The organism is Lactiplantibacillus daowaiensis (assembly GCF_005405085.1).
Taxonomy (GTDB): Bacteria; Bacillota; Bacilli; order Lactobacillales; family Lactobacillaceae; genus Lactiplantibacillus; species Lactiplantibacillus daowaiensis.
Genome location: NZ_BJDJ01000003.1, coordinates 145,613 through 168,783, shown reverse-complemented (window position 1 = coordinate 168,783; position 23,171 = coordinate 145,613). Strand labels below are relative to the sequence as shown.

22 protein-coding genes are annotated in these 23,171 nt (G+C 42.3%); 1 reads left to right on the top strand and 21 read right to left on the bottom strand.

Annotated features, from left to right (window positions below):
* Positions 1–32: 32 nt before the first annotated feature.
* Genes FFM75_RS03455 through FFM75_RS03425 form a run of 7 tightly spaced genes read right to left on the bottom strand, consistent with a single transcriptional unit; the run spans position 33 to position 9,938 of the window.
* Entirely contained in the window at positions 33–890 is an 858-nt protein-coding gene (locus tag FFM75_RS03455; protein ID WP_137627799.1) for a diguanylate cyclase, read from the bottom strand.
* Positions 883–3,096, bottom strand: coding sequence for a cellulose biosynthesis cyclic di-GMP-binding regulatory protein BcsB (locus FFM75_RS03450; RefSeq protein WP_137627798.1), 2,214 nt, complete (start codon positions 3,094–3,096; stop codon positions 883–885). The genes FFM75_RS03455 and FFM75_RS03450 overlap by 8 nt, the downstream gene beginning before the upstream one ends.
* Positions 3,020–4,273, bottom strand: a complete 1,254-nt coding sequence (locus FFM75_RS03445) for a glycosyltransferase family 2 protein (RefSeq protein ID WP_137627797.1) — start codon at positions 4,271–4,273, stop codon at positions 3,020–3,022. Before FFM75_RS03445 ends, FFM75_RS03450 begins: the two co-directional genes overlap by 77 nt.
* Positions 4,274–4,290: 17 nt before the next feature.
* Positions 4,291–5,868 carry a hypothetical protein gene (locus tag FFM75_RS03440; protein ID WP_137627796.1) on the bottom strand — a complete coding sequence of 526 codons (1,578 nt, stop codon included), beginning with the start codon at positions 5,866–5,868 and terminating at the stop codon, positions 4,291–4,293.
* Positions 5,865–7,361 carry a glycan biosynthesis hexose transferase WsfD gene (wsfD, locus tag FFM75_RS03435; protein ID WP_137627795.1) on the bottom strand — a complete coding sequence of 499 codons (1,497 nt, stop codon included), beginning with the start codon at positions 7,359–7,361 and terminating at the stop codon, positions 5,865–5,867. Before wsfD ends, FFM75_RS03440 begins: the two co-directional genes overlap by 4 nt.
* A 15-nt stretch (positions 7,362–7,376) precedes the next feature.
* Complete coding sequence (locus FFM75_RS03430) at positions 7,377–8,504, bottom strand: glycosyl hydrolase family 8 (protein ID WP_137627794.1); 1,128 nt, start codon at positions 8,502–8,504, stop codon at positions 7,377–7,379.
* Between the two features lie 21 nt (positions 8,505–8,525).
* Positions 8,526–9,938, bottom strand: coding sequence for an FAD-dependent oxidoreductase (locus FFM75_RS03425; RefSeq protein ID WP_137627793.1), 1,413 nt, complete (start codon positions 9,936–9,938; stop codon positions 8,526–8,528).
* A 494-nt stretch (positions 9,939–10,432) separates the two neighbouring features.
* On the opposite strand from FFM75_RS03425, the gene FFM75_RS03420 reads away from it, so the two are divergent.
* Positions 10,433–11,113, top strand: a complete 681-nt coding sequence (locus tag FFM75_RS03420; RefSeq protein WP_137627792.1) for an EAL domain-containing protein — start codon at positions 10,433–10,435, stop codon at positions 11,111–11,113.
* A gap of 45 nt (positions 11,114–11,158) precedes the next feature.
* Here the strand turns inward: FFM75_RS03420 and galU are convergent, their stop codons facing one another.
* The 14 genes from galU to FFM75_RS03350 all read right to left on the bottom strand — a co-directional run bounded on the left by galU (position 11,159) and on the right by FFM75_RS03350 (position 23,169).
* The gene (gene galU, locus FFM75_RS03415) at positions 11,159–12,073 is read right to left on the bottom strand and encodes a UTP--glucose-1-phosphate uridylyltransferase GalU (protein ID WP_137627791.1); all 915 of its coding nucleotides are present in this window, start codon (positions 12,071–12,073) and stop codon (positions 11,159–11,161) included.
* Between the two features lie 40 nt (positions 12,074–12,113).
* On the bottom strand, positions 12,114–13,130 hold the full coding sequence (locus tag FFM75_RS03410) for an NAD(P)H-dependent glycerol-3-phosphate dehydrogenase (RefSeq protein ID WP_137627790.1): 1,017 nt from the start codon (positions 13,128–13,130) through the stop codon (positions 12,114–12,116).
* Positions 13,131–13,158: 28 nt separating this feature from the next.
* Positions 13,159–13,995, bottom strand: coding sequence for a prolipoprotein diacylglyceryl transferase (gene lgt, locus FFM75_RS03405; RefSeq protein WP_137627789.1), 837 nt, complete (start codon positions 13,993–13,995; stop codon positions 13,159–13,161).
* Between the two features lie 15 nt (positions 13,996–14,010).
* A complete protein-coding gene (hprK, locus tag FFM75_RS03400) occupies positions 14,011–14,961 on the bottom strand; it encodes an HPr(Ser) kinase/phosphatase (RefSeq protein ID WP_137627788.1) in 951 nt (316 codons plus the stop codon).
* Between the two features lie 161 nt (positions 14,962–15,122).
* On the bottom strand, positions 15,123–15,476 hold the full coding sequence (locus tag FFM75_RS03395; RefSeq protein ID WP_137627787.1) for a phage holin family protein: 354 nt from the start codon (positions 15,474–15,476) through the stop codon (positions 15,123–15,125).
* A 15-nt stretch (positions 15,477–15,491) separates the two neighbouring features.
* On the bottom strand, positions 15,492–15,818 hold the full coding sequence (locus FFM75_RS03390) for a PspC domain-containing protein (protein WP_137627786.1): 327 nt from the start codon (positions 15,816–15,818) through the stop codon (positions 15,492–15,494).
* Between the two features lie 101 nt (positions 15,819–15,919).
* Entirely contained in the window at positions 15,920–16,594 is a 675-nt protein-coding gene (phoU, locus tag FFM75_RS03385) for a phosphate signaling complex protein PhoU (RefSeq protein ID WP_137627785.1), read from the bottom strand.
* An 11-nt stretch (positions 16,595–16,605) separates the two neighbouring features.
* Positions 16,606–17,361 (bottom strand): phosphate ABC transporter ATP-binding protein PstB, encoded by a 756-nt coding sequence (gene pstB / locus FFM75_RS03380; protein ID WP_137627784.1) that lies wholly within the window; start codon positions 17,359–17,361, stop codon positions 16,606–16,608.
* Positions 17,362–17,372: 11 nt separating this feature from the next.
* Positions 17,373–18,182 carry a phosphate ABC transporter ATP-binding protein PstB gene (pstB, locus tag FFM75_RS03375; protein WP_137627783.1) on the bottom strand — a complete coding sequence of 270 codons (810 nt, stop codon included), beginning with the start codon at positions 18,180–18,182 and terminating at the stop codon, positions 17,373–17,375.
* 13 nt (positions 18,183–18,195) lie between these two features.
* Entirely contained in the window at positions 18,196–19,080 is an 885-nt protein-coding gene (gene pstA, locus FFM75_RS03370) for a phosphate ABC transporter permease PstA (RefSeq protein WP_137627782.1), read from the bottom strand.
* On the bottom strand, positions 19,070–19,999 hold the full coding sequence (pstC, locus tag FFM75_RS03365; RefSeq protein ID WP_137627781.1) for a phosphate ABC transporter permease subunit PstC: 930 nt from the start codon (positions 19,997–19,999) through the stop codon (positions 19,070–19,072). Before pstC ends, pstA begins: the two co-directional genes overlap by 11 nt.
* Positions 20,000–20,009: 10 nt before the next feature.
* Positions 20,010–20,885 carry a phosphate ABC transporter substrate-binding protein PstS family protein gene (locus tag FFM75_RS03360; RefSeq protein ID WP_137627780.1) on the bottom strand — a complete coding sequence of 292 codons (876 nt, stop codon included), beginning with the start codon at positions 20,883–20,885 and terminating at the stop codon, positions 20,010–20,012.
* 156 nt (positions 20,886–21,041) lie between these two features.
* A complete protein-coding gene (pnpS, locus tag FFM75_RS03355; protein WP_137627779.1) occupies positions 21,042–22,451 on the bottom strand; it encodes a two-component system histidine kinase PnpS in 1,410 nt (469 codons plus the stop codon).
* Positions 22,444–23,169 (bottom strand): response regulator transcription factor, encoded by a 726-nt coding sequence (locus FFM75_RS03350; protein ID WP_137627778.1) that lies wholly within the window; start codon positions 23,167–23,169, stop codon positions 22,444–22,446. The genes pnpS and FFM75_RS03350 overlap by 8 nt, the downstream gene beginning before the upstream one ends.
* Between the last annotated feature and the right edge of the window lie 2 nt (positions 23,170–23,171).

The window sequence follows — 23,171 nt, the reverse complement described above, 5'->3', positions numbered from 1 at the left end:
ACTTGTTTGTACACAACTGAAAAAGTCACGGTTTAACCGGCGACATCATATTCAGTTTCTTTAATCCCGGTATTCATAAAGTCATATGGACTCTTCATCTTGTCGGGATCCCAACTGGCAATCCCCACGACCATCAAAATTTCCAGTGAACTTAAACTCACCGATTCTTTAAGTCGTTTATCAAAAGCCGCCTTAATTCGATCAGCGGCAATTTGGGCGCCCGGCGTATCGGAGAACAATAAGATCGCCCAAGTGGGATTCTCTTGATCTAGTGAATACGTAATATCATTATCCCGGGTCGTGGCCGCAATCGTATCCGACGTCAACCGTAATAAATCAGAAAACTGTTGCTCACTCATCATTCGTTTAATTTCATTGAAGTAGCGAATCCGAATGATCACGGTCGTTACGGGTAATTGAAAACGGCGGTTGGTTTCAATAAAGACTTGCGCATCTTGAATATATGCCACCGTCGTTCGCAAATCGGTTCGTTCATCAAAAGCCCCGCGCTTCATGATATCGGCCCGTAACTTAGCGTTGGCCGTTTGCAGTAAGGTCAACCGCCGCGTCATGCCATAAAAGGTTGCCGATAACAATAACGGCATAATTAGCCAAAAAACCATGATCATCGGGATTTCTGAATGATGTGTTGAATTGATATAAATCATCACAACGGCTTGGGCAAAAATAAAGATCAAGTTGGCTGTTAACCCGGTAATCGCGCCAAAAAAGTATGTCATCAAAATCATGACTAGTGTCAGCCCTAAATAAATCGTATTTAAGGTCAAGTCATTCGTCAACGTCATTAAGACCGCCGTGACACTAAACAGTGCTAAAAACAACAACAAGTAGATATCAGCCATTACAGCTGAGCGTTGATCGTCATTCATGTCGCCGCCCCTTTCGTGTCATTAAGCCATTTTTGCGTAGAATTAAGAAAGCTGCAAAAGCAATTAAGACCAGTACCGCTAATGCGATCACCAGATAAATCACCAACTTCGAATTTTTCGAAATCACAGTCTTCACACTCACTTGATCATCGACTGACTTACGCTTCTTAAACCGATAGTTGTAATGATTATTATCACGATCGACCACGATTGCATCGCCCTTATATTGGGCAATATTACGTTGGAAGTTAAGCTGCGTTGAGGCGCGATAGACATCGCTTGATTTCCCAGCCGTCACGACTAACAAGCCTGAACTGGCATTATATGGTGACCGCAGTAGCTGGGCCGTCCCAATATTTTGACCATATTGTTGTTCAATACTCAATTTTTCATTAGAAACAAAACCATGATCACCACTGCCAAACTTGAAGTATAACTTCGAATTCAAATCTTTGATGAACTGATTTTGTTGGGGTGTCCCAAACGCGATGACGTTGCTATTTTTTAACACGGATTTGCTTGGTTTTTGCGTATAAAACTGTACGTTACCGGTATTACTTTGCGCATAATTACCAATCAAATTGAAAATGTTAGTTAGCGTCTGATAGTCATAACTGGTCAGTGTCTTCGGTCGTACGACCGCAATATTATTGAATGTGTCATTTTTTAAGAACAAGTTCGGATAATTTGTAAATAATAAATCACTAACCGGCTTGGACTTGATATAAGCTTTGGAATCCGATTCAATCGTCGCCCATGGTGTTTGAGCATTGTCGGAACTACTTTGATCCTTCATTTCAAGATCGAATGCCACTTGGATCGTAAACGTGTGTCCCAGTGCTTGGCCTTTAGGCAAGGTGACCGTTAAACTATCATTATCGGCGTGAGCCGCCGTTAACTTTTTACTTCCTAAAGGACTGCCATTCAAATAAACCGTCGCTAATGCCCGCTTGAAATTCAGATTCTTGGCATACCGAAAATGAATGCGAATCTGGGAGCCATCGGCATTCGTCCGATCAACTGGTAAACTGACAAAATACGTACTTGATTGATGCTGAGACCCAGTTAATGTATCATCGCTACTTGTTAGCTGATAACTACCATCATATTGTAATTCCGACGTATAAGTCCGCGTCTGATCGCTCACATACTTGGTGCTAGCTTGCGTCTCTTGCATTAATTCCTGATTGGCAATAAAGCGACTGGCCTTCTTCAACAAGCTATCCGTCGGTGCGGTCACAATTAAGTAGTGCTTGTTACCTTGATAGACCGTTTTGATGGCAGCGCGCTGCTGAAGTTGCTTGCGACTGAGCAGTCGCTTAAAACGCGCCGGTAAGTGATCATAACGTGCAATCACCAGATTATACGCACTCTTTTTAGCAGCGGCATTATCAAAAGTCGTCACTTGGATTTGCGAATTTTCGGTCGTAATCGTTCGTGCTTCACCCGATAATGCATACATTGCTGCAGTCAGCTCACCATTACCAGCCTGCTTAGGTAACGTGATTACTGAATTTTCATAAGCAATCGTATCAGTCCCAGAAAAATGCGCGTAAAATGACTTGATAGCTTGCGTTGGTGGCTGCAAATAGTACTGGAAATTGACATTAGCCCCATCATAAATCGTTAACCAATTGGCTGGTGTTTGGGCTAATTGATATTGTTTATTGCCAGCCTTGTTTAAAATTTGACCACTAATTTTTAATTGATTTTCACCTTGAATCAACCGTAACGGTACCGAAATCGCTTTGGTCTGTAATCCCGTCCGTTTTTGTGGTCGAAATGAATAAAACTTAGTGCCATTCAGTGACAAGGTAATATCTGACGTTTGCCGATTCGCTAATTGCGAAATCTGAAAATTCAAGTTCAAGGTCACTTTTTTCACACGCCAATAATCCATTTTAATAAAATACATATTGGCTTCAACCGAGCGCCCCGATAAAGTCGTCGTCGCATTTTGAAAGGCTTGCGTGTACGACTTTAAGTTGGCTTTACTTTTGGCCTTTTTTTGTTGCTGCTTAGTGGTCGTTTTAGTCGTCGTTTCGGCAGTTGCTGTTTCGGTTGGTAGTGCTAATGAACTGAGACCCAAGGCTGCAACTAAGACAAACACCATCACGAGTTGACACCACTTATTGATACCGTTTTGTTTTGTACCATTTGGCTTGTTGATGAAAAACTTGTTCACGTATATACCCCACCATTCCATGTGCCGCAACGGCTAACCACATCTGACTATAAACTAAATACATAAAAATAATGATCATTAAATTGGCAAATGTCATCTCACCTTTTTCGGTCGTAATCGTCACAAATGTGCTGATAACGAAAGTTAACACGGCCATTAACCACAACGCGTTGCTAAACCCAATTAAATCCGAATGCGCTACCCCGGCAACTGATAAGACAAACATCGTGTCTGATAGAATCAACGATGTCATCAATAGAAAATAAATTGCTAAAAAGTACAGTAAATCAAACCGAATCGGGCGACCAGTCTTTGTGAAGACTAACCGCGCATTTTTCAAAATAACATAAATATTGCCTTTGACCCAACGAGTGCGTTGATGAAACCAAACATCAAGCGTTTGCGGCTCTTGTTCCCACGTCACTGCTAGTGGTTGGAATCGAATCCGATAGCCCATTCGATACACCCGAAAGCTAATTTCAGTATCCTCAGCTAGGGCCTTAACATCCCAGCCACCAATTTTCTCCAAAATATCCCGTCGAATCACATAATTGGTGCCGGGAATCGTACACAATTTAAACAACTTTTCTCGGCCAGCTTGGGCCATCCACTGAAAAGACAAGGTTTCAATATTAATAAACCGCGTTAATAACGACGCATTTTTATTACGCGTCCGAAACTTACCGATTACGGCAGCTAAATGGTCATCACTCATTAATTCGGCAACCAAATACCGTAATGCGCTAGCTTGTGGGGTATTATCCGCATCATAGATCGAAATCAAAGACCCCCGAGCCCTTTTTAGCCCGATGTTTAACGCATTTGATTTTCCCTTACCACCAGTCACTTTATCCGTATTGATAACTTCTAAATTTCGATGCGGATATAAGGTTTGCATGCGTGCTAACAATTCAGCGGAATTGTCATCCGAATTATCATTAATAACAATGATTTCATACCGATCATGCGGATAGTCAAAGTTAAGTAAGGATTGGAGGGTCTTCACAATCACGATACCTTCATTATATGCGGGTACCATGATCGAGACAAACGGGACTTCTGCTGGTAATTTAGGTTCTGGTTGCCGTGATTTCTGCAAGTAATTCACGTAACCGGCAATCGTCAAAATAACGTTTACCACCAAAATACCCCAAATTGCCAAAATCGCAACAAATAAAAAGCCATCTAAAATAGAGATTAAAACCCCTCCTAACCTTATTTACGTTTAAACATGTTCAAATAAACGCGCCGACCGACGAATATAAACAGGATAAAGACGGCAAACGTGACGACAAAAAATACTAATAACACGGTTCCTTGCGTTTTAAAGAAGCGATTGACCCATAATTCCGTCGGTTTCACTGGCGCAAGGGTCTTTGCTTTAGTCACCCCGGTTTTAATCGTCGTGGCTTGCCCATTTAAAAAGTAAGTGCCATGCTGAAACTCAAAAGTGGCCGTCCCACTCGTAATCTTTGTTGTCGTCCCTTGAGTGGCTGGATTGAACCATTGATAGTTCAACTTGGTAATCCGCCGCTCCATATTTTTTAAACTTTTCAGACTATTCGGCATGGTGAAAGTCACCGCTGTGGGCATTGGAAAGTCTAATGCCAATTGCCCTAACGATGACCCTTTGGCCACTGTTTCGAGTGAAGCAGCATCTAAACCATAGATACTTTGTTTAAAGACCATCGATTGGTTGTCTTGCTTGGCATACACCGGATTAGTCGGATTAGGCAACAACAAGACATGATCCGCTTTTTTTAACGCATAGTTGCGATAAATCCGATCCTGATTCCAATACGCCGAGGTACTAATACCGACCGGAAAAACTTGATTCTGTGCAAATTGAACGAGATAATCATCCATTAACGTTGCTAACCCGGGACCACTGCTAGCAGTGACCCCACCGACTGCGGGCGTCTTTAAGAAGATGACGCCCCCACGATTTTCAACTAGCCGTAATACTTTAGCAAAGCGCTGATAGGCTTTAAAGTGTCCATTGGCCCCCACCGTCGTCGTGCTGATGGCAAACGGAATCCCCCGTTGATACAAATCCCGGCTGAGTCGCTCTAACACCGCCATTTTAGAATAAGGGGTAACTTTTGTAATCGTTAAAAGCGGTTGGTAATGGCCGACTTGACCAAATAATTTAGCCAATGTTTGGGCGGCTAAGACTAAGCTATACCCGCCAGTTGAAAAATACGGTAAATACCCTTGCTGACCGACAATCGTGCCATACGGATATTGTCGCTGATCAACTGACTGGCTTTTTAAATAGCCAATCGTTTGGGCCTTAGCTGGCAGCTGCTTCAGCGTCAACATGGTTTCACTGAATGCTAATAATTGATGAATGCTACCAGCATGATTTTGTAACATTAGTTGCTGATGGTACAGCATTTGCCGTTTTGCTTGTAACCCTGCTGCTTCCGTCGCAGTCAAGTTTTGACCAATGTGCAACTTAATCCCTTTAAAGTGCTGTCGATCACGTTCAAAGGCAGCATTATTGAGCTTAGTCTGGGGCCAATTGATCAATGTGATCACACCAGTATATTTTTGCATATCGCCGGCCTGATAATCGGCTATTGCTTCAGTTTTGACCTGCACATTCAAGCTGGTTAAGATTCGTTGAATCGCCGCAATTTTATTCTGATCGTTATTGGCAACATTTTGGAAATCGTAAGCTAACAAAACCGTTGGCGTTGTTTGCGCATGTACCGGTAACTGCGTCGCAAATAACCAACCACACCAAACGATACTTATACTTAGCAACCAGCGGCACCACTTTAGTTTCATGATGTTTGATCCTCCTCATGATAAGCGTGCCATAATCGATGGTTTAAGATATCCGACACGAACAAAATAAATATCAAGTCGATACTGACTGGCACCATGAAGATGTGTTTTGCTAAATCAGCATCGCCATCGCCTACAATTGAAATGATTGGCACAAAAATAAACATCGTTAATAATCCTAGAACTAAGAAGAAGCGTAAGACACCTTCACTTTCATGGTTGCGCAAATCATTGTAGCAACCAACGGCATATACCATCGCTATTGCAACTGCTAACAAACAATCAAAGGCAAACTTTTGTGGGAAGAATGCACCTGCGAGCTGACTCCAGCCCGTAAAGAATGTGACTTGTTTTCCCGCCGGTTGCCCAGAAGCTTTCGTATAGTCCCCCACCGCTTTGACTTGCGTAATCATGACGTCAGCGGCGGTTAAATCCATTAAGCGACCGAACTGCTTTAAATGCGTCGCATAATACTTAACAATCCACGCAAAGTTGTAATTCGGCAACAAGTTCTTTTTCACATAAGATTGTGAGGGTTGAATGGTCGCAAACTGCTTGGCGTAATAATCTTGATCTTTCATGAGCGCATATTGTTCATCAATTCCGCCCTTCTTTAGGTCCTTGCTTGGATCACCGGTCTGTGTTAAGACCCCATGGGAAAACGCTTGATACTGATTAATATCAGTAAAACTCGACCCAATCAATTTATAAGTCAGGCCACCAGTGACTAATAACAACCCCATCCCCACAAAGATATAAAGTCGTTGCGCTTTAAAGTTCGGTAAAAACAACAAACCAAGCGTAACAACCACATAACTTAATGCTAACGGTGCGTTTTGTGATTTGCTAGAGATCAAAAGCATCGTGCTAATCGCATATAAGATAATTAACGGCCATCGATGACGATAACGTTGCCGTGCCAATAATAAAATTGCTGCAAAAGAATACAACGTCATGCTCAACATTTGTGGCTCTGCAAAAAACGAATTGAAATATAACGTAAATGACGAATCACCAAAGATAAAGACAACCAAACCAGCAATAACATAATTTCGTAAGCGTTTAGCTGGATAAGTAAAGGCATCGGTAATCATATAAATACTGCCTAAGTAGAACCCATAATTGACGAGTCCCATAAAGCGGATATCAAAGATGGATTTACTATAAAATAACTTATTCAACCAAATTGCTAACTTAACAAACAATGGTTGTGATGAAAAGTTCACCGATCGATATTCGTTATAATATTTCATCAACCCAAATTTCTGAGTGACGTAGCCGAAATAGTTATAATGCGTCCCCAACAATTTATAAATACCATTGCTGTACATCGCGCGGTAGTAATCCCCATTATCAGCCAGCCCATTGATGGGGGGCACAAACGTCAAATAACCGGCTAATAACGCACAAATCAGCACTGCCAGTAATGGTGGTGGCATTATTTTTTCAAATACCCGGATAGCACGCGCTACCCGTCGTTTTAATGTTGTCACCTGAATACCTCCAAATTACTGTAACGCCGCGTTTAAAGCCGTCAGATTACTATATAAATAGACTTGTCGTGACTTGGCATCCCCAATTGCGCCAAAAATGGTTGAACTAGGTTGTGTCACCTGCATTTTCCAAACTGCCCGCATCGCTTGTTGATAGTGTGGCCGGTCATGCACTACCTTAAAAATCATGGCAACTAAAGCATAATTAGCTGCCGATTGACCGGTCACGCTGACAGTCCCAGTCGTGGTATACCCATTTTGTAAGTTGTTTTGGGTTAGGCGCTGAATCAACCACCGTCGACTCGTCGACTTTAATTGGCCAATCTCGGCTAAATGTAGCAAAGTTTCTAAGGCTTCTGACGTGTTTAAATTCACACTACCATACTGACTAGTTGTCCATTGATAATTAGCCGCATACAACGGAAAGACATCGCCCAGATAGCCACCTTTAACGACCGTTAGTTGATCTCGATAAGCTTTGCGACCCTTTTTAGTCCCCTGCTCAAAATACTTCAGCGTCTTAAAGTCAAAATACGCCAAACTAGCCGTCGACGCGGCTTTTTTTGTCTGCATATCATAATAATCCACTAGGTGTCCATCTTTAATACTCGTGTTCACTAACGTCTGATACCGCGTCGTAGCCTCATGCCGATACGTATTCGTCTGATGCATTTGATCGTACGCCAATAGGGCGCGGATGATTCGCAAATCATCGAGCGTCGCATTGACTCGGTAGCGTTTTTTAGTTCGTGGATCATAACGATAGCTGAATTGACCATGATCATCGAACGTGGTTTTAGTTGCTTGATAAAACGTGCGGAACTTCGTCCACTGATGTGTTATCGCCAAATATTGTAACCACATCCCTGAAGATTCACTTAACATTTCATGACCAGTCGCAGTTGCCTTCGTCCGTTGCTTAGTATCCAAATAATTAGTATATAAGCCCTGGTTGGTGACCAACCCCGTTTGAATAAACTTGGCCAACTTATGCGCATGCCGCTGATCAGTCGCATTCGCATAAGTTGTCGTCGTAGCAAAGGTCGTCGGTGCTTGTTTTGGTGTTGTAACAGTCACCTTTTTTGCACACCCACTGACTAGTAGCATTGGTAAGATCAACCAAATTAACTTTGACCACCGCATGACATGACCCCTTTTCTACCCCTACTTTAAAGCTTGGTCGTTTTCTTTAGCCCAGTCGCCAACCGCAGTAATCCGTGGTTGATTACGACCATTTTGGCGTTCTTGTTCAACTGCCATTTGCGCCACTAAATTAAGATAATTAAATGGATCATCAAAATTTGGTGAGAATAACATATCCACAAATGCCAAATCATCGATCGTATTGCCATTTTGAATCGCAATCGATAGTGCATTCGCTGATTGTGCAACTTCATGAGGACTCCAGAATTGAGCGCCCAAAATTTTACGATTTTCTGGATTATACGTTAATTCAATCGTCAATGGATCGGTTGAATCCATGTAAGCTGGCCGCCAATTGCCTTCAAAAACCACCCGTTCAACCGGTAAATGACTTTGTTTGGCAATATCATAAGTTAATCCAGTCGTCGCCAACGTATGGTCGAATAATTGCATCGCTGAAGTGGCCTGGGTGCCCATGTAGCGTTGAATGTTTCCAAAAACATTCATCCCAGCCAAAGCGCCTTGCCGAACCGCATTCGTCGCTAATGGCGTATACGCCGATACCCCGGTTGGATTAAAGTTTTCCACACACGAATCCCCCGCAGCGTAAATATCTGGGTTAGAAGTTTGCACATAATCGTTGATAATAATCGCACCATGCTTGTCCATCTCGACTTGGCCACGTAATAATTCCGTTACCGGTACAAACCCAGTCCCCACGATTGCCAAGTCCGCCACAAAGTCACCTTGATTGGTTTCAATCACCAATTCACCATTATCATTACCTGTGAATGAAGTCACCCGATGGTTTAATTTGACGTCAACGCCATGTTGTTGTAATAACGTGACTGCGCGATTAGACATATCTTTACTAATATAATGATTTAAAATTTGATCATGTGATTGGAATAAGGTCACTTCGTGTTTGGTATTGGCATAACTTTCAGATAATTCAGTCCCAATATACCCAGCACCAACAATGGCAATCCGTTGATTATCTTTAGCCGTTTTGTAAATTTCACGTGCTTGGTCATAATTTTTGCAAAGCAACACCTTAGATTCATCGATACCAAAAATAGGCGGCACTTTAACTGAAGAACCAGTGGTCATGATTAATTTGTCATAAGTATCTTCAAAAACATCACCGTTATCCATATTTGCAACTTGCAACGTTTTCTTTTCTGAGTCAATTTTCAACACGTTATGTTTGGTATGGACAGTCGCCCCTAGTTTTTCAAGATCGGCTGGTGATGAATAAAACATATCTTCTAATCGATTGACCTTGCCACCAAGATATAAGTAAATCCCACACGATAAGAACGAAATATTATCATTACGTTCATAAATCGTCACGTCTGCTTCTGGATGATCCTTTAAAATTTGGGCAGCTGCTGATGTACCTGCATGCGTACAACCGACAATCACAATTTTCATTTAAGTAAACCTCCACTTTTTAATACGATTACCTTTCGCTCAACTAATGCCACCAATAGTTGTCTTGTTCCCGATTATATATAAATATAATAATGCCGTTTCAATTATACTTTAATTATCCGACTGGCGGGCTGTTTTCAAACAAAAAAGCCCACTTTTAACTGAGTAGCACAGTAATTAAAGCGAATGCTACTTGCGAGGAACCTGACACTAACTATACCAATAAAAGTGATTATCTTTAAGCCAATATTAATAATATTAATATTTAAAGAACTTTTAATCCTTACTTGCAGGGATATTAGTGGTAATTGATATAAAAAAATATTATACTAAGGCATTATTGTGATTGTGGCGTAACTCAAACTTATCAAATAATCCCACTAGCACCTTAAAAATTTGAAGGGTTAATTATTCCGCTCATGGGACAATTAGGTTATCATGATAAGTAGGGGATTTTTCGCACATCTATTTTAAATCATACAAGGGGCAAGTCTATGTATCGCTATTTTATTCAGCCACAATTAGATAAATTCAATAATTCTTTAATTGGTTATGAAATGCTCATTCGTTATCGGAAAACAGCGGACGACCGTTGGACTTTGCCAGATAATTTTGAAGCTATTCCAATTGATGTTCAAATTGAATTACTTAAGGCGACGGCCAGTGAGCTTTCGCTAAAAATCGGCTCAGTATCAATTAACTTTAATCGCAAGCAATTCTTAAATCCGGACATCGCGGCCGCCGTCATTGATGCTCAGGCCAAGTTATTCCCAGTTAAAGTGATCGTCGAAGTCACCGAAGAACCTGGTGAAGATAACTATTCGTTGTGTGATATGCAACAGCAAATTGAGCTAATCAAATCACATGGCTTACAATTCAGTCTCGACGATGTCGGTACTGGGATCAATGTTTACGATCACATCAAACCTTTGTTGGGCTATGCCGAAGAAATCAAATTTGCCATGCAAAACTTCCGTAACGAAGAGCGTGCCGATGAGATTCCTGATCAGCTTAAATTCTGGCACGACGTCGCCAATGAACATGATATGCGTTTGATTCTTGAAGGCGTTGAAAATGATGAAGAAGATCAATTGGCAGACGACCTTGAAATTCCGCTTCGCCAAGGGTATTACTACGGTAAACCCCATCTATTCAAACTTAAAGCAGACCATTAAAAAAATCACCTTGAATGTTAACCATTCAAGGTGATTTTTTTAATCCTATTTCTTAGGCGCTTTTTTAGCCGCCGCTTGATCTTCTTTAGTTAATTGTACCCCGAGATCCTTGATGTAAGTCCGTAAATCGGCCTTAACATCTGGATGGGTCAACCCGTATTCAATCGTTGTCTTTAAATAACCGAACTTATAGCCAACATCATGCCGAGTCCCTTTGAATTCATGTGCAAAGACGCGTTGCGTCTTATTCAATGTATCAATCGCATCAGTTAATTGCACTTCATTCCCTTTACCTGGTTTTTGATTTTCAAGCACATTGAAAATTTCAGGTGTCAGCAAGTAACGACCAATAATCGCTAAATCACTTGGGGCATCTTCAGGACTTGGCTTTTCAACAAAGTTGTTCACATTGTATAAGCCGGGTTCTTTTTCACTCTCAGGATTAATGACACCATATTTTGAAACGTCTTCGTGAGGCACCTTCATCACAGCCAAAGTTGAAGCATGGGTTTTGTCGTAGCTATTCATCAACTGTTTGGTCAACGGCACTTTATCTTCCATTAAGTCATCACCAAGCATCACAACGAATGGTTCGTCACCGACAAAGGCTTTGGCCGTTAAGACCGCGTCCCCTAAACCGCGTGGGTGTGATTGGCGAATAAAGTACAAGTTGATGTCCGTTGTTTCTTGAACAAGCTTCAACATTTCTTCTTTATGCTTAGCCCGGAGATTATCTTCCAGTTCTGGATTGGAATCGTAATAGTCTTCAATACTACGCTTGCTCTTCCCAGTAACAATGACAATGTCTTCGATACCCGATTTGCGGGCTTCATCAACAATGAATTGAATCGTTGGTTTATCAACGATTGGTAACATTTCTTTGGGCATCGCTTTAGTAGCAGGTAAAAAACGCGTTCCTAAACCGGCAGCTGGAATAACCGCCTTTCTAACTTTTGACATGTGCTGATCCTCCTAAGAATGTAAAATATTTAATTCAAGCCTACTGAATTTCTGGTTTACCTTCACGTTGCATCAATTGTGGAATCACTTGTTTAATATCGGCGGCATTATACAAGACATCATAAATGGCTTCTGTAATTGGCATTTCGATATCTTGTTGTTGCGCTAATTCATATGCAGCCTTGGTTGAAGGAATCCCTTCGATAACCATGCCCATCGTATCAACAACCGTCTTCAAGTCTTGGCCTTGACCTAATTCGTTCCCAGCTCGCCAGTTCCGTGAATGCACACTGGTAGCGGTCACGATTAAGTCCCCAACCCCAGACAACCCGATAAAGGTTAATGGTTGGGCCCCTAAAGCCACCCCTAAGCGACTAATTTCTGCTAAACCACGAGTCATTAACGCCGCCTTAGCGTCATCCCCATAGCCTAAACCGTGTAAAGCACCGGCTCCTAACGCAATGATGTTCTTTAATGCGGCCCCTAATTCAACCCCAATGACATCATTGTTCGTATAGATACGGAAGTAATCGTTCATAAATAATTTTTGGACAAATTTCGCAGCTGCATTATCAGCACTAGCTGCAGTAATCAAAGTAATATCGCGTTTAGCCACTTCTTCAGCATGGCTAGGTCCTGATAAGACCACGACAGCTTGCCGCAAGTCCGCTGGAATTTCTTCTGATAAGACTTGTGATAAACGTTTGTGGGTATTTAATTCCAACCCTTTACTTGCATGGATAATGATTGGTTGGTTGCCAGACTTTTGTAAACTAGCAGTAACTTGTTGGGCCACAATCCGAATCGCACCAGTTGGTACCACGAATAAAATGGCGGCAACGCCATCTAAAGCAGCATCCAAATCAGTGTATGCTTTTAAAGATTCGGAATAATGAAAATCATGAACATAGTGTTCGTTGGTATGCTTTTCATTTAATTCAGCTACTTGGTCAGGATTGTTCGACCAAAGTCGGACATCGTTTCCATTTTCATCTAGTAAATTTGCAAGGACACTGCCCCATGAGCCAGCTCCTAAAACGGCAATTTTTTCTGCCATACCAATAACCCTCTAATCTAATTTTTTTCTACGACATTTTTTGACCAGAACCGTCTAAATACCAACGATTAGCTGTCAAATGTCGCCGGCGCCAAATAATTAAGGCAATACTACCGATGAACAAGACAACTGATAATGCCTGTGAGATTCGAATCACGTTAAATAACATTAACGAATCAGTTCGCATTCCCTCGGTAAAGAACCGACCAAAAGAATACCACGCCACGTAGGTCAAGAAGACTTCGCCCTGTTTGTACAAGTGCGGCCGATGCCGCGTTGTCATTAACAAGATGAATCCTAAGATATCCCACACCGACTCATATAAAAACGTCGGCTGGCGGTAAGCACCATTAATATACATCTGCGAGATCAACCAGTCTGGTAAATGTAACCCTTGCAAGAAGCTTAAACTAGTTACCCGGCCAAAGGCTTCTTGATTCATAAAGTTACCCCAGCGACCAATCCCTTGGCCCATAATTACGGTTGGCGCTGCCACGTCCAACATCAACCATACTGGAATCAATCGTGATCGGCAGAATAGGATTACCACAATCGCAGCCCCAATTAGGCCACCATAGATGGCAATCCCACCATCCCAGATACGAACGATTTCGCCCGGATGCTGACTGTAATATGACCATTGAAATGCAACATAATACGTCCGCGCTGCAATCAATGTAAATGGCAACGCCCACAAAATCATGTCATAAATGTCGTCCGAACGAATGTGCCGATACGCACCCTCTCGAACAGCTAAGGCCACCGCAATAATAACGGCTGTCGCAATAAAGACCCCGTACCAATGTACTTCAATCGGCCCTAAACGTAACGCAATCGGGTTTAACGCCCCCAAGACGGTTTTCACGCTGTTGCCATCTCCTTAATGCTTGTGAGAATCGTGTGCCGAATTTTCTTTAATGAGGGAGTTCAAATTATCATCGAAAACCTTTGTCGCATCGTAACCCATGCTTTCAGCCCGGAAGTTCATCGCCGCAGCTTCAATAATAATTGCCAAGTTCCGACCAGTTTTAACTGGAATCGAAATTTCAGGTACTTCCACATCAAAGAACTTACGGGACTGTTCTCCATTCCCTAGTCTATCAAATTGCTTATCAGGCGTCCAATTCTCTAAGTGTACGATTAAATCGATATCCGTATCTTGCCGCACCGCACCAGCACCAAACAAGTTCATGACATCAATAATCCCAATCCCCCGAATCTCAAGTAAGTGATTCAAGATTCTAGGTGCTTCACCAACTAAAGTTTGTTCGTCTTGTTGATAAACATCCACACGATCATCAGCAATTAACCGATGGCCCCGCTTAACAAGTTCCAATGCCGTTTCACTTTTACCCACACCAGAGTCACCAGTGATCAAAACGCCTAAACCATAAATATCCACTAAGACGCCATGAACTGATTGGCGTTCTGCCAACTTACCTTCCAAGTAGTTGGTCATATTACTCAAAACACGTGAAGAAGTCATTTTGGTACCTAAAATTGGTACCCCGTTTTCTTCACCAGCCTGAACCAATTCTTCTGGTACTGGTAAACCAGTCGAAATCACAAAAGCCGGTGTCGTTAATTGACACATCTTCCGGAAAATCATCAGCCGTTCATCATGACTCATATTTTTCGAATAAGCGGTTTCAGTTTTTCCCAATAATTGCACCCGTTCACGCGGGTAGTAGTTAAAATAGCCCGTGAGCGCGAGCCCCGGACGTGAAATATCACTAGTCGTAATGACCTTATCATCTAATAGCTTGGCGCCATGATAAACATCCAAGCGGGTATTTTTCACTAAATCGGCAACGGTTACACTTCCAGCCAAGTTAATCCCTCCCAAATCGGTTCCGTTAATCAAAAAAAGCACCATCGGCATGTCCATGGTCGCTATTGCCACCAACTTTCAAGCCGACCGTGCTTCCTTGATCGAAACGGATCATTCCTATCTTCTAATCTTAGCACTTTAAAGCGCTTTATTCATCCTTGTTAAGCACTCTTAGCGAAAAAATTAGAAACAATCGCATTCGCAATAGACATCAAAATTGACACTAACATCGCCATCCCGAAACTTGAAAAGCCAAAGTTCGCATGACCCATAAAAAATGAGGTTAGTTGCAACATCAAGCCGTTAATCACAATACTGAACAACCCTAGCGTTAAAAACGTAATCGGTAAGGACAGTAGGACAAGAAAAGGTTTGACGCCGGCATTCAAAATGGCTAAGACAAAACTTGCAATCAACGCGACCCAAATATTAGCCACGTGAAAACTAGTCTGGAAAAAGCCTGCAATTGCGATGAATAACACTGTATTAATTAAAATTCGTTTCCAAAAACCCACTTCACTATCACTCCATTAATCTTGATGGCGCGGTTCATCTTCTTCATGTACATTATGAATTGCTTTACGCCCTTTAGGTTCACGTGCCGCCTGCGTCGAGCCGGTCTGGCCGGCCTGGCGCATTTGTTCAAAAAAGCCCGCCTTTTCAGGTCTGCTAGGCATAATGGTCATCAATAACAAGTAGATCAACAATCCCGCCCCGTGTGAAGCGATGGTTAAAAGGACAAATAAAACACGTAATACAGTAGGATTCCATTGTAGATATTCCGCGATACCACCTAAGACACCGGCAAAAACGCGATCATTTGATTTAGTTAATTTACGATTAGTTTTAGTTTTCATAAGATCGACTCCTCGAATTTATCTGGTCTAACTCTATCTTACCGATTAAAAATCCGACTTGCAAATTTGAGGAATCACCTTTAGACATTATTTATGATTGACTAAACTAAGTTCGAACTTTCGGGATTTAATTCGACAATCTTCCCGGTATTTAAATAGACAATCCATTCGCCGACATTAGTTACTAACGCCCCAATCCGCATTAGATAACTCGCAACGTTTAAATAATCCGTTGAACCGATAACGGTCTCAGGATGTCGTTCCATTTTGGAAATACCGTTGGCGTTAATTTTGTCATACATCTCGCCAACTTTAGCATCCTTAGCCGCCACTTTACGGGCAGCAACATCATCACTTTTAACATAGGCCGTTAACATTTCTTCGACCATTTTGCGGACCCGGTTACCCATTTCGGATAGTTGGGCTTCAATTTCAGGGACCCGGACATGGCCTTTCACACGAATCGTCGCATGCGCAATGTTTCGTGCATAATCCGCCATTCGTTCCAATTCGGAAACAGCCTTTAAAATTGTGACAATTTCGCGCAAATCGGAAGTCACTGGTTGGTATAACGCAATCATTTCAAATGATTTTTGTTCAAGCTCAACTTCACGTTGATTGATCTTCGCATCATTATCAATGATTTCTTGGGCCAATTCACGATCATGGTCAATAAAAGCCTTCACTGACTTTTCGATGGTTTCACTCACCATCATCCCCATTTCAGTGAAATTAGCATCAATATCATTTAACTCATCGTCAAATAGTCGTCGCATGGTTCATCCTCCTAACCAAATCGTCCTGAGATATAGTCATTGGTTTCTTGTTTAACCGGATTCATGAAAATCTGTTTGGTATCATTCGCCTCAATCAATTCACCATTTAAGAAAAAGGCGGTCCGATCAGAAATTCGTGAAGCCTGTTGCATATTATGCGTAACAGTTATGATAGTGTAATCATGCCGTAAATTCAATAGGGTCATTTCAATCATATGACTCGAAACCGGGTCTAAGGCACTGGTTGCTTCATCTAATAAAATAATATCAGGTTCTACAGCCAATACCCGGGCAATACAAACCCGCTGTTGTTGCCCACCAGATAGCGATAGCGCATTAACATGCAAGCGATCTTTAACTTCATCCCAAATGGCTGCTTGCTTCAAACTCTTTTCAACAGCCGCATCCAAACGTTCTTTATCACGAACGCCTGCCAATCGCAGACCGTAAACCACATTTTCATAAATCGAAAATGGAAATGGGTTGGGTTGTTGGAACACCATGCCGATTTCTTTTCGTAATTGTACGGTATCGGTGGTTGGGGCGTAGATATTGTTGCCATTAAACTTCACATCACCAGTGATCGTGACCCCTGGAATTAAGTCATTCATGCGATTTAGGCACCGTAAAAACGTTGACTTACCACACCCAGAAGGACCGATCAAAGCAGTGATTCCAGTCTTTTCGAAACTCATATTAATGCCTTTAAGGGCTTCTTTCTTACCATAAAATAATGATAAGTTTTCCGTCGTTAAAATCGTACTCATCAACAGTCCTCCTATCCAAAGTTCCCGGAAATATAGTCATTGGTGATATCGACTTTTGGATTCGTAAAGATATCCCCGGTTTCAGCATATTCCAAAACTTTACCCATATTGAAAAATGCCGTGTAATCACTGATCCGTGATGCTTGTTGCATATTATGTGTCACGATGATGATCGTGTAATTTTGTTTTAATTCTAATAACGTATCTTCAATTTGACTCGTTGAGACAGGGTCCAACGCACTGGCCGGTTCATCTAACAGTAAGATATCTGGCTTGACCGCAATCGCCCGGGCAATGCACAACCGTTGTTGCTGCCCACCAGAAAGTGCTAAAGCACTCTTATTGAGATCATCTTTAACCTGATCCCACATGGCTGCTTGCCGTAATGACGTCTCAACAATTTCATCTAATTCTTGTTTTTTATTCGTCCCACGTTGGCGTAACGCAAAAGCAATGTTCTCATAAATCGACTTTGCAAATGGGTTAGGCCGTTGAAACACCATACCAATATGGCGCCGCATTTCGTAAACGTCAATATCGTTACTATTGATATCAAGACCGCGATACATGATTTTACCCTTAACGGTTGCAATCCGGTCGTTCATTCGGTTCAACGAACGTAAGAACGTGGATTTACCCGAACCAGAAGGCCCAATTAATGAACTGATTTTATACCGTTCAAATTGCAAATCACCTTCTGAAATAGCTTCGCTTTGACCATAAAACACATGTAAATCTTCAGTTGATAACGCGATTTCATGCGCTTTTGGATCAAAGTGCATAATACTACGTTGACTCGTTTCCATATTGTCATTTTGCATTTAAAAGGACCCCCTATTCTGCCGTTAAGTGTTTATACAAGCGCTTGCCGAGCCAGCGCGCCAAGAAGTTAAACAATAAGACGGCGATAATCAAGACCGCTGATGCACCAGCTGAAACAGCCTTGGCATCAGGCATAATACCTTCAGAGTTAATCTTCCAAATGTGTACCGCCAACGTTTCAGCTGGCCGTAATGGGCTCAGTGGGCTACTAATATCAAATGGGTTCCAATTACTAAAATCTAGTGCCGGTGCACTTTGACCAGCCGTGTAAATCAAGGCCGCAGCTTCCCCAAAAATCCGACCGGCACTTAAGACTACCCCGGTAATAATACTTGGTAAGGCTGCTGGTACCACAATTTTAGTGACGGTTTCCCAACGTGACAACCCTAAAGCATAGCCAGCTTCACGTTGACTATCTGAGATATTCGCCAAAGCTTCTTCAATACTTCGAGTCAAGATCGGCAAGTTGAAAACCGTTAATGCAAACGCACCTGAGAGAATTGAGAATCCCAGTTTGAACTGGACTACGAAGAATAAGTAGCCAAATAACCCCACGACAACTGACGGTAGTGAACTTAAAATTTCAATCGTGGTACGAATTAAACCAGTAATGGTATTCTGACCAGCATATTCATTCAAGTAAATCCCAGCACCTAGCGAGATTGGTAATGAAATCAGCAACGCTAAAAGCAGGAGATAAAAGGAATTAAACAACTGAATGCCAATCCCCCCACCAGCTTCAAACGCCAGCGCTGGTGATGTTAAGAAGTGCCAGGAAATTTCAGGCACCCCTTGAACAAGAATATAGCCAAGCAAGGCAATCAAAATAATGACCACAAAACCGGCAATTGCATATAAAATGCCAGTTGCTACTTTATCGATTCGTTTAGCGTTCATGATTTAATTTCCCCTTTCGACCAATATACCGGATCACTAAGTTAAAGAAGAGTGACATTAAAAGCAAGATCATGGCTAAGGACCACAAAGCATTATTTTGTAGTGAGCCCATAACTGTATTCCCAATCCCCATCGTTAAAATACTCGTTAACGTTGACGCTGGGGAAACTAAGTTTTGTGGTAACAATGTCGCATTCCCAATGACCATTTGAACAGCTAAAGCTTCCCCAAAGGCACGGGCCATCCCGAACACAATCGCAGTTAGCATGCCAGGAATCGCAGCCCGCAAAACAACTTTATAAATCGTTTGCCAACGGGTTGCCCCTAAGGCTAATGAAGCTTCTCGATAATATCGTGGGACTGCATTTAACGCATCGGCACTCATTGACGTCACAGTTGGTAAGATCATGACAAACAAGACAAAGGTCCCAGACAAAATCCCATAACCACTACCACCAAAAGTACTCCGCACAAATGGGACCACGACTTGTAACCCGATAAACCCATAAACAACTGATGGGATACCCACTAGTAACTCCGTTACTGGTCGTAAGATTTTGGCCCCGCGACGTGGTGAAATTTCGGTCATGAAGACCGCCGTGCCAATTGCAAATGGGGTTGCTACAATCGCCGAAAAAATCGTAATTAAAAACGAGCCGACAATCATTGGTAACGCACCCACTGCTGGTTGACCATTAGTGCCAACCGTTCCTGGGTTCCACTGCGTACCGCTTAAAAAGGACCACAAGTTAATATGATTTGAAAAGAAGGTTGCTAACCCCCGGGACGCCACAAAGTAAAAAATCAAAAAGACGACCAGAATGATTAGTGCCAAGCAAGATAAGCTAATAATCTTACCCCGACGCTCAATTTTACTTGCGACCGACTTTTTTAATAAACTCGCTCGAATTTTATCCATACGATACCCCTCATTTCACTGCCGTGATTTTCCCGGTCGCACTCCGCTGTACTTGCATCGTATGCACCGAAATATAACCTAACTGTTTGACCAACTTTTCTTGAACAGCGGCCGATAAAATATAATTAATAAAGTTTTTTGTTAATTGATTTGGTTGTTGACTCGTATATAAATGTTCATATGACCAAATTTTCCACCGATTAGTCTGCACGTTGGTATCCGTTGGCCGAACACCATTGACCTTAACAGTCGTTACCGATGAATTTAAATATGAAAAGGCCACATAACTAATTGCGCCCGGTGTGCTGGCAACGATTGAACGTGCTAATCCCGATGAATCTTGTTCTTGTGAGTCAGCACTAGCATGCCCGTTTAACGCATAACTTTCAAACGTTTTCCGCGTCCCGGAACCTTGGGCCCGATTAATTAACACGATAGGCAGATTCTTGCCACCAACGTCGCGCCAATTTTTTACCTTACCCGTAAAAATCTGAATGAGTTGTTGCTTGGTTAAGTTGGTAACCCCAACTTTTTTGTTGACAATCGGGGCAATCCCGACAACGGCAACACGGTGATCTTTAAGTTTCTTAGCATTGATCCCACTTTGTTCTTCAGCAAAAATATCTGAATTACCGATAGCGACAGCGCCCGATTGAATTTGACTAAGGCCGGTCCCAGAACCGCCTCCTTGCACGTTGATGAACACCCCAGTGTGATTGGAACTGTATTGTTCACCCGCCGCTTCAACTAGTGGTTGCAAGGCGGTGGAACCAACTGCGGTGATTGACTCGCCAGCATTGGAATTAGTCCGGTGGGTGTAGCCGAAACCAAGTGCAATGCCAATCAAGATCAGTCCTACTAATTGGATGACCCGACTTTTTTTCATAACAAAATACCTCCTACCCATTGCTCAAAATATATATTACTAATTTTGTGTAAATGCTTAATATGCGTTTTGTAAAGATTGTGTAAATATCGTTAATTTTTAATCAATCGGTGCACAAAAAAACAGTTAGTGACAGCTGAATGCTGTGACTAACTGTTAATTAGTTGCTATCGTGGTCGGTGGCTTAATTGGTAAAACGACAGTCATGGTCGTCCCGACCCCACGTTGACTCGTGACGGTCACATGACCATGCAACGCATGAACGAGTTCTTGCACAATCGCTAACCCAAGGCCAGTCCCGCTCACCACTTGTTGTGACCGCGACGGACTTGCGCGATAAAAGCGTTCAAAAATCCGTTGCTGATCATCGGCACTGATTCCAATCCCAGTATCTTGTACTTTTAGTTGCCATTGATCAGTCGATACGGTAGCTGACAAAGTGACTTGTCCACCGGGACGATTATATTTAATGGCATTTGAAAGTAGGTTCTTTATAATTTGATTTAACTTCTGAACATCCACGGTAACCATCATATCTGACGCAATTTGATTTTGAATCGTCAAATCCTTACGACTGATCGCCTGCTGTAATAAGGACGTCTCATGCGCAACAATCGGTTGCAATGCGACCGTCTGCCACGCCAAACTCGTCGTACTCTGGGCTCGAATACGTGACAACGATAAAACATCTTGGATTAAATCAATCAAACGCTGACTCTCATCAGCAATAATTTGTAAGAATTGCGTTAACGTCTCGGGATCATCCTTGGCACCACTAAGTAAGGTTTCCGTAAAACCTGCAATCGCAGTAATCGGTGTCTTTAGCTCATGACTGGCATTGCTAACAAAGTCATCTTGCATCTGCTCAATCATATAAACTTCAGTAATATCATAGAGCATCAAAACAATCTGAAAATGTGAGCGACTATTTTGGATATAGACCGTTGTAGCCTCGACAACTTGCGTATTCGGTGCTGGCGTTAATGTTATCGTGGCCCGCTGATTTTGTTGGGTCGCAATCGTATCCTCAATCAGTTTTGTTAGCGCATAGAGTTGAATATCTTTCGTATATAAGTGCGCAACAGCATTGATTGACTGCTGCAATAGCTCAGCCATCGCCGGATTAGATAATTGTACTTGCCGATGATGATCGATCACCATCACACCAACTGGTAAATAGCGCATAATCATCATTAATTCTTTTTCTTGTAGCTGTGCACGTTGCGTTTGACTTCGTTGGTAGGTTTCCAGTTGATTAACAGCTTGTGACAGACTATATAATGGATCACTTTGTGGCAACAAAATATGCGGTGGAAATTGACGACTACTCATCTGCCGTAATTTAGCTTCCATGCGATCAATTGTTTTTTGCCGGGCCCGCTGTTGGAACCAAACGACACCCATCTCAATGGCTGCCAAACCAGCTATAACTAAAATTAGCCAACCGACTAATGCAGTTGACCAATGAATTTTCGTAAAATGCTGCAACACAACAATGCCAAGCACTAACGTTAAGATATTCTCTAGCGTTAATAGCCGTAACGTGCGTTGCCACTGATTAGGCATGCTCATCACCTACAAATTCATAACCAAAGCCACGCACTGTACGAATTAGCTTCGGCTTTTTAGGATCATGTTCAATTTTTTCACGCAAATGTGAAATGTGAATGTCAACTATCCGTGTTTCGCTAGCATAGTCATAGCCCCACACATGGTTCAAGATCGCATCACGACTCAAGACCCGACCTTCTCGTTCAATAAAGTAAACGAGCAACTCAAACTCTTTGGGCGTTAAACTAATTTTTTCCCCATTGCGAGTAACTCGATACTTGTTTTGATCAATCCGCAAATCACCGATCATGGTAATCGCCCGATTGGTCGGCTGTGGCGTTGGTTCTGGTGCTGGTGTCGCATCAGTTGGGACCGCCCGTCGAATCACCGCCTTAATCCGGGCCAAAACTTCACGTGGTGAAAACGGTTTGGTAATGTAGTCATCGGCGCCCAATTCTAAGCCAAACACTTTATCAAATTCATCATTTTTGGCTGTCACAATAATAATTGGCGTCCGTACTTTTTCTTGTCGTAACCGCTTTGTCACTTCCATCCCATCCAACTTTGGTAGCATGAGATCTAACAAGATACAAGTAAACGGCTGCGCTAACCCCAATTCTAACGCTTCTTCCCCATCAGTCGCCGTTACCACTTCATAGCCAGCCTGCTTTAAGTTATATGATAATAACGTTACGATGGCTGGTTCATCATCTACCACTAAAATCTTATCCATGG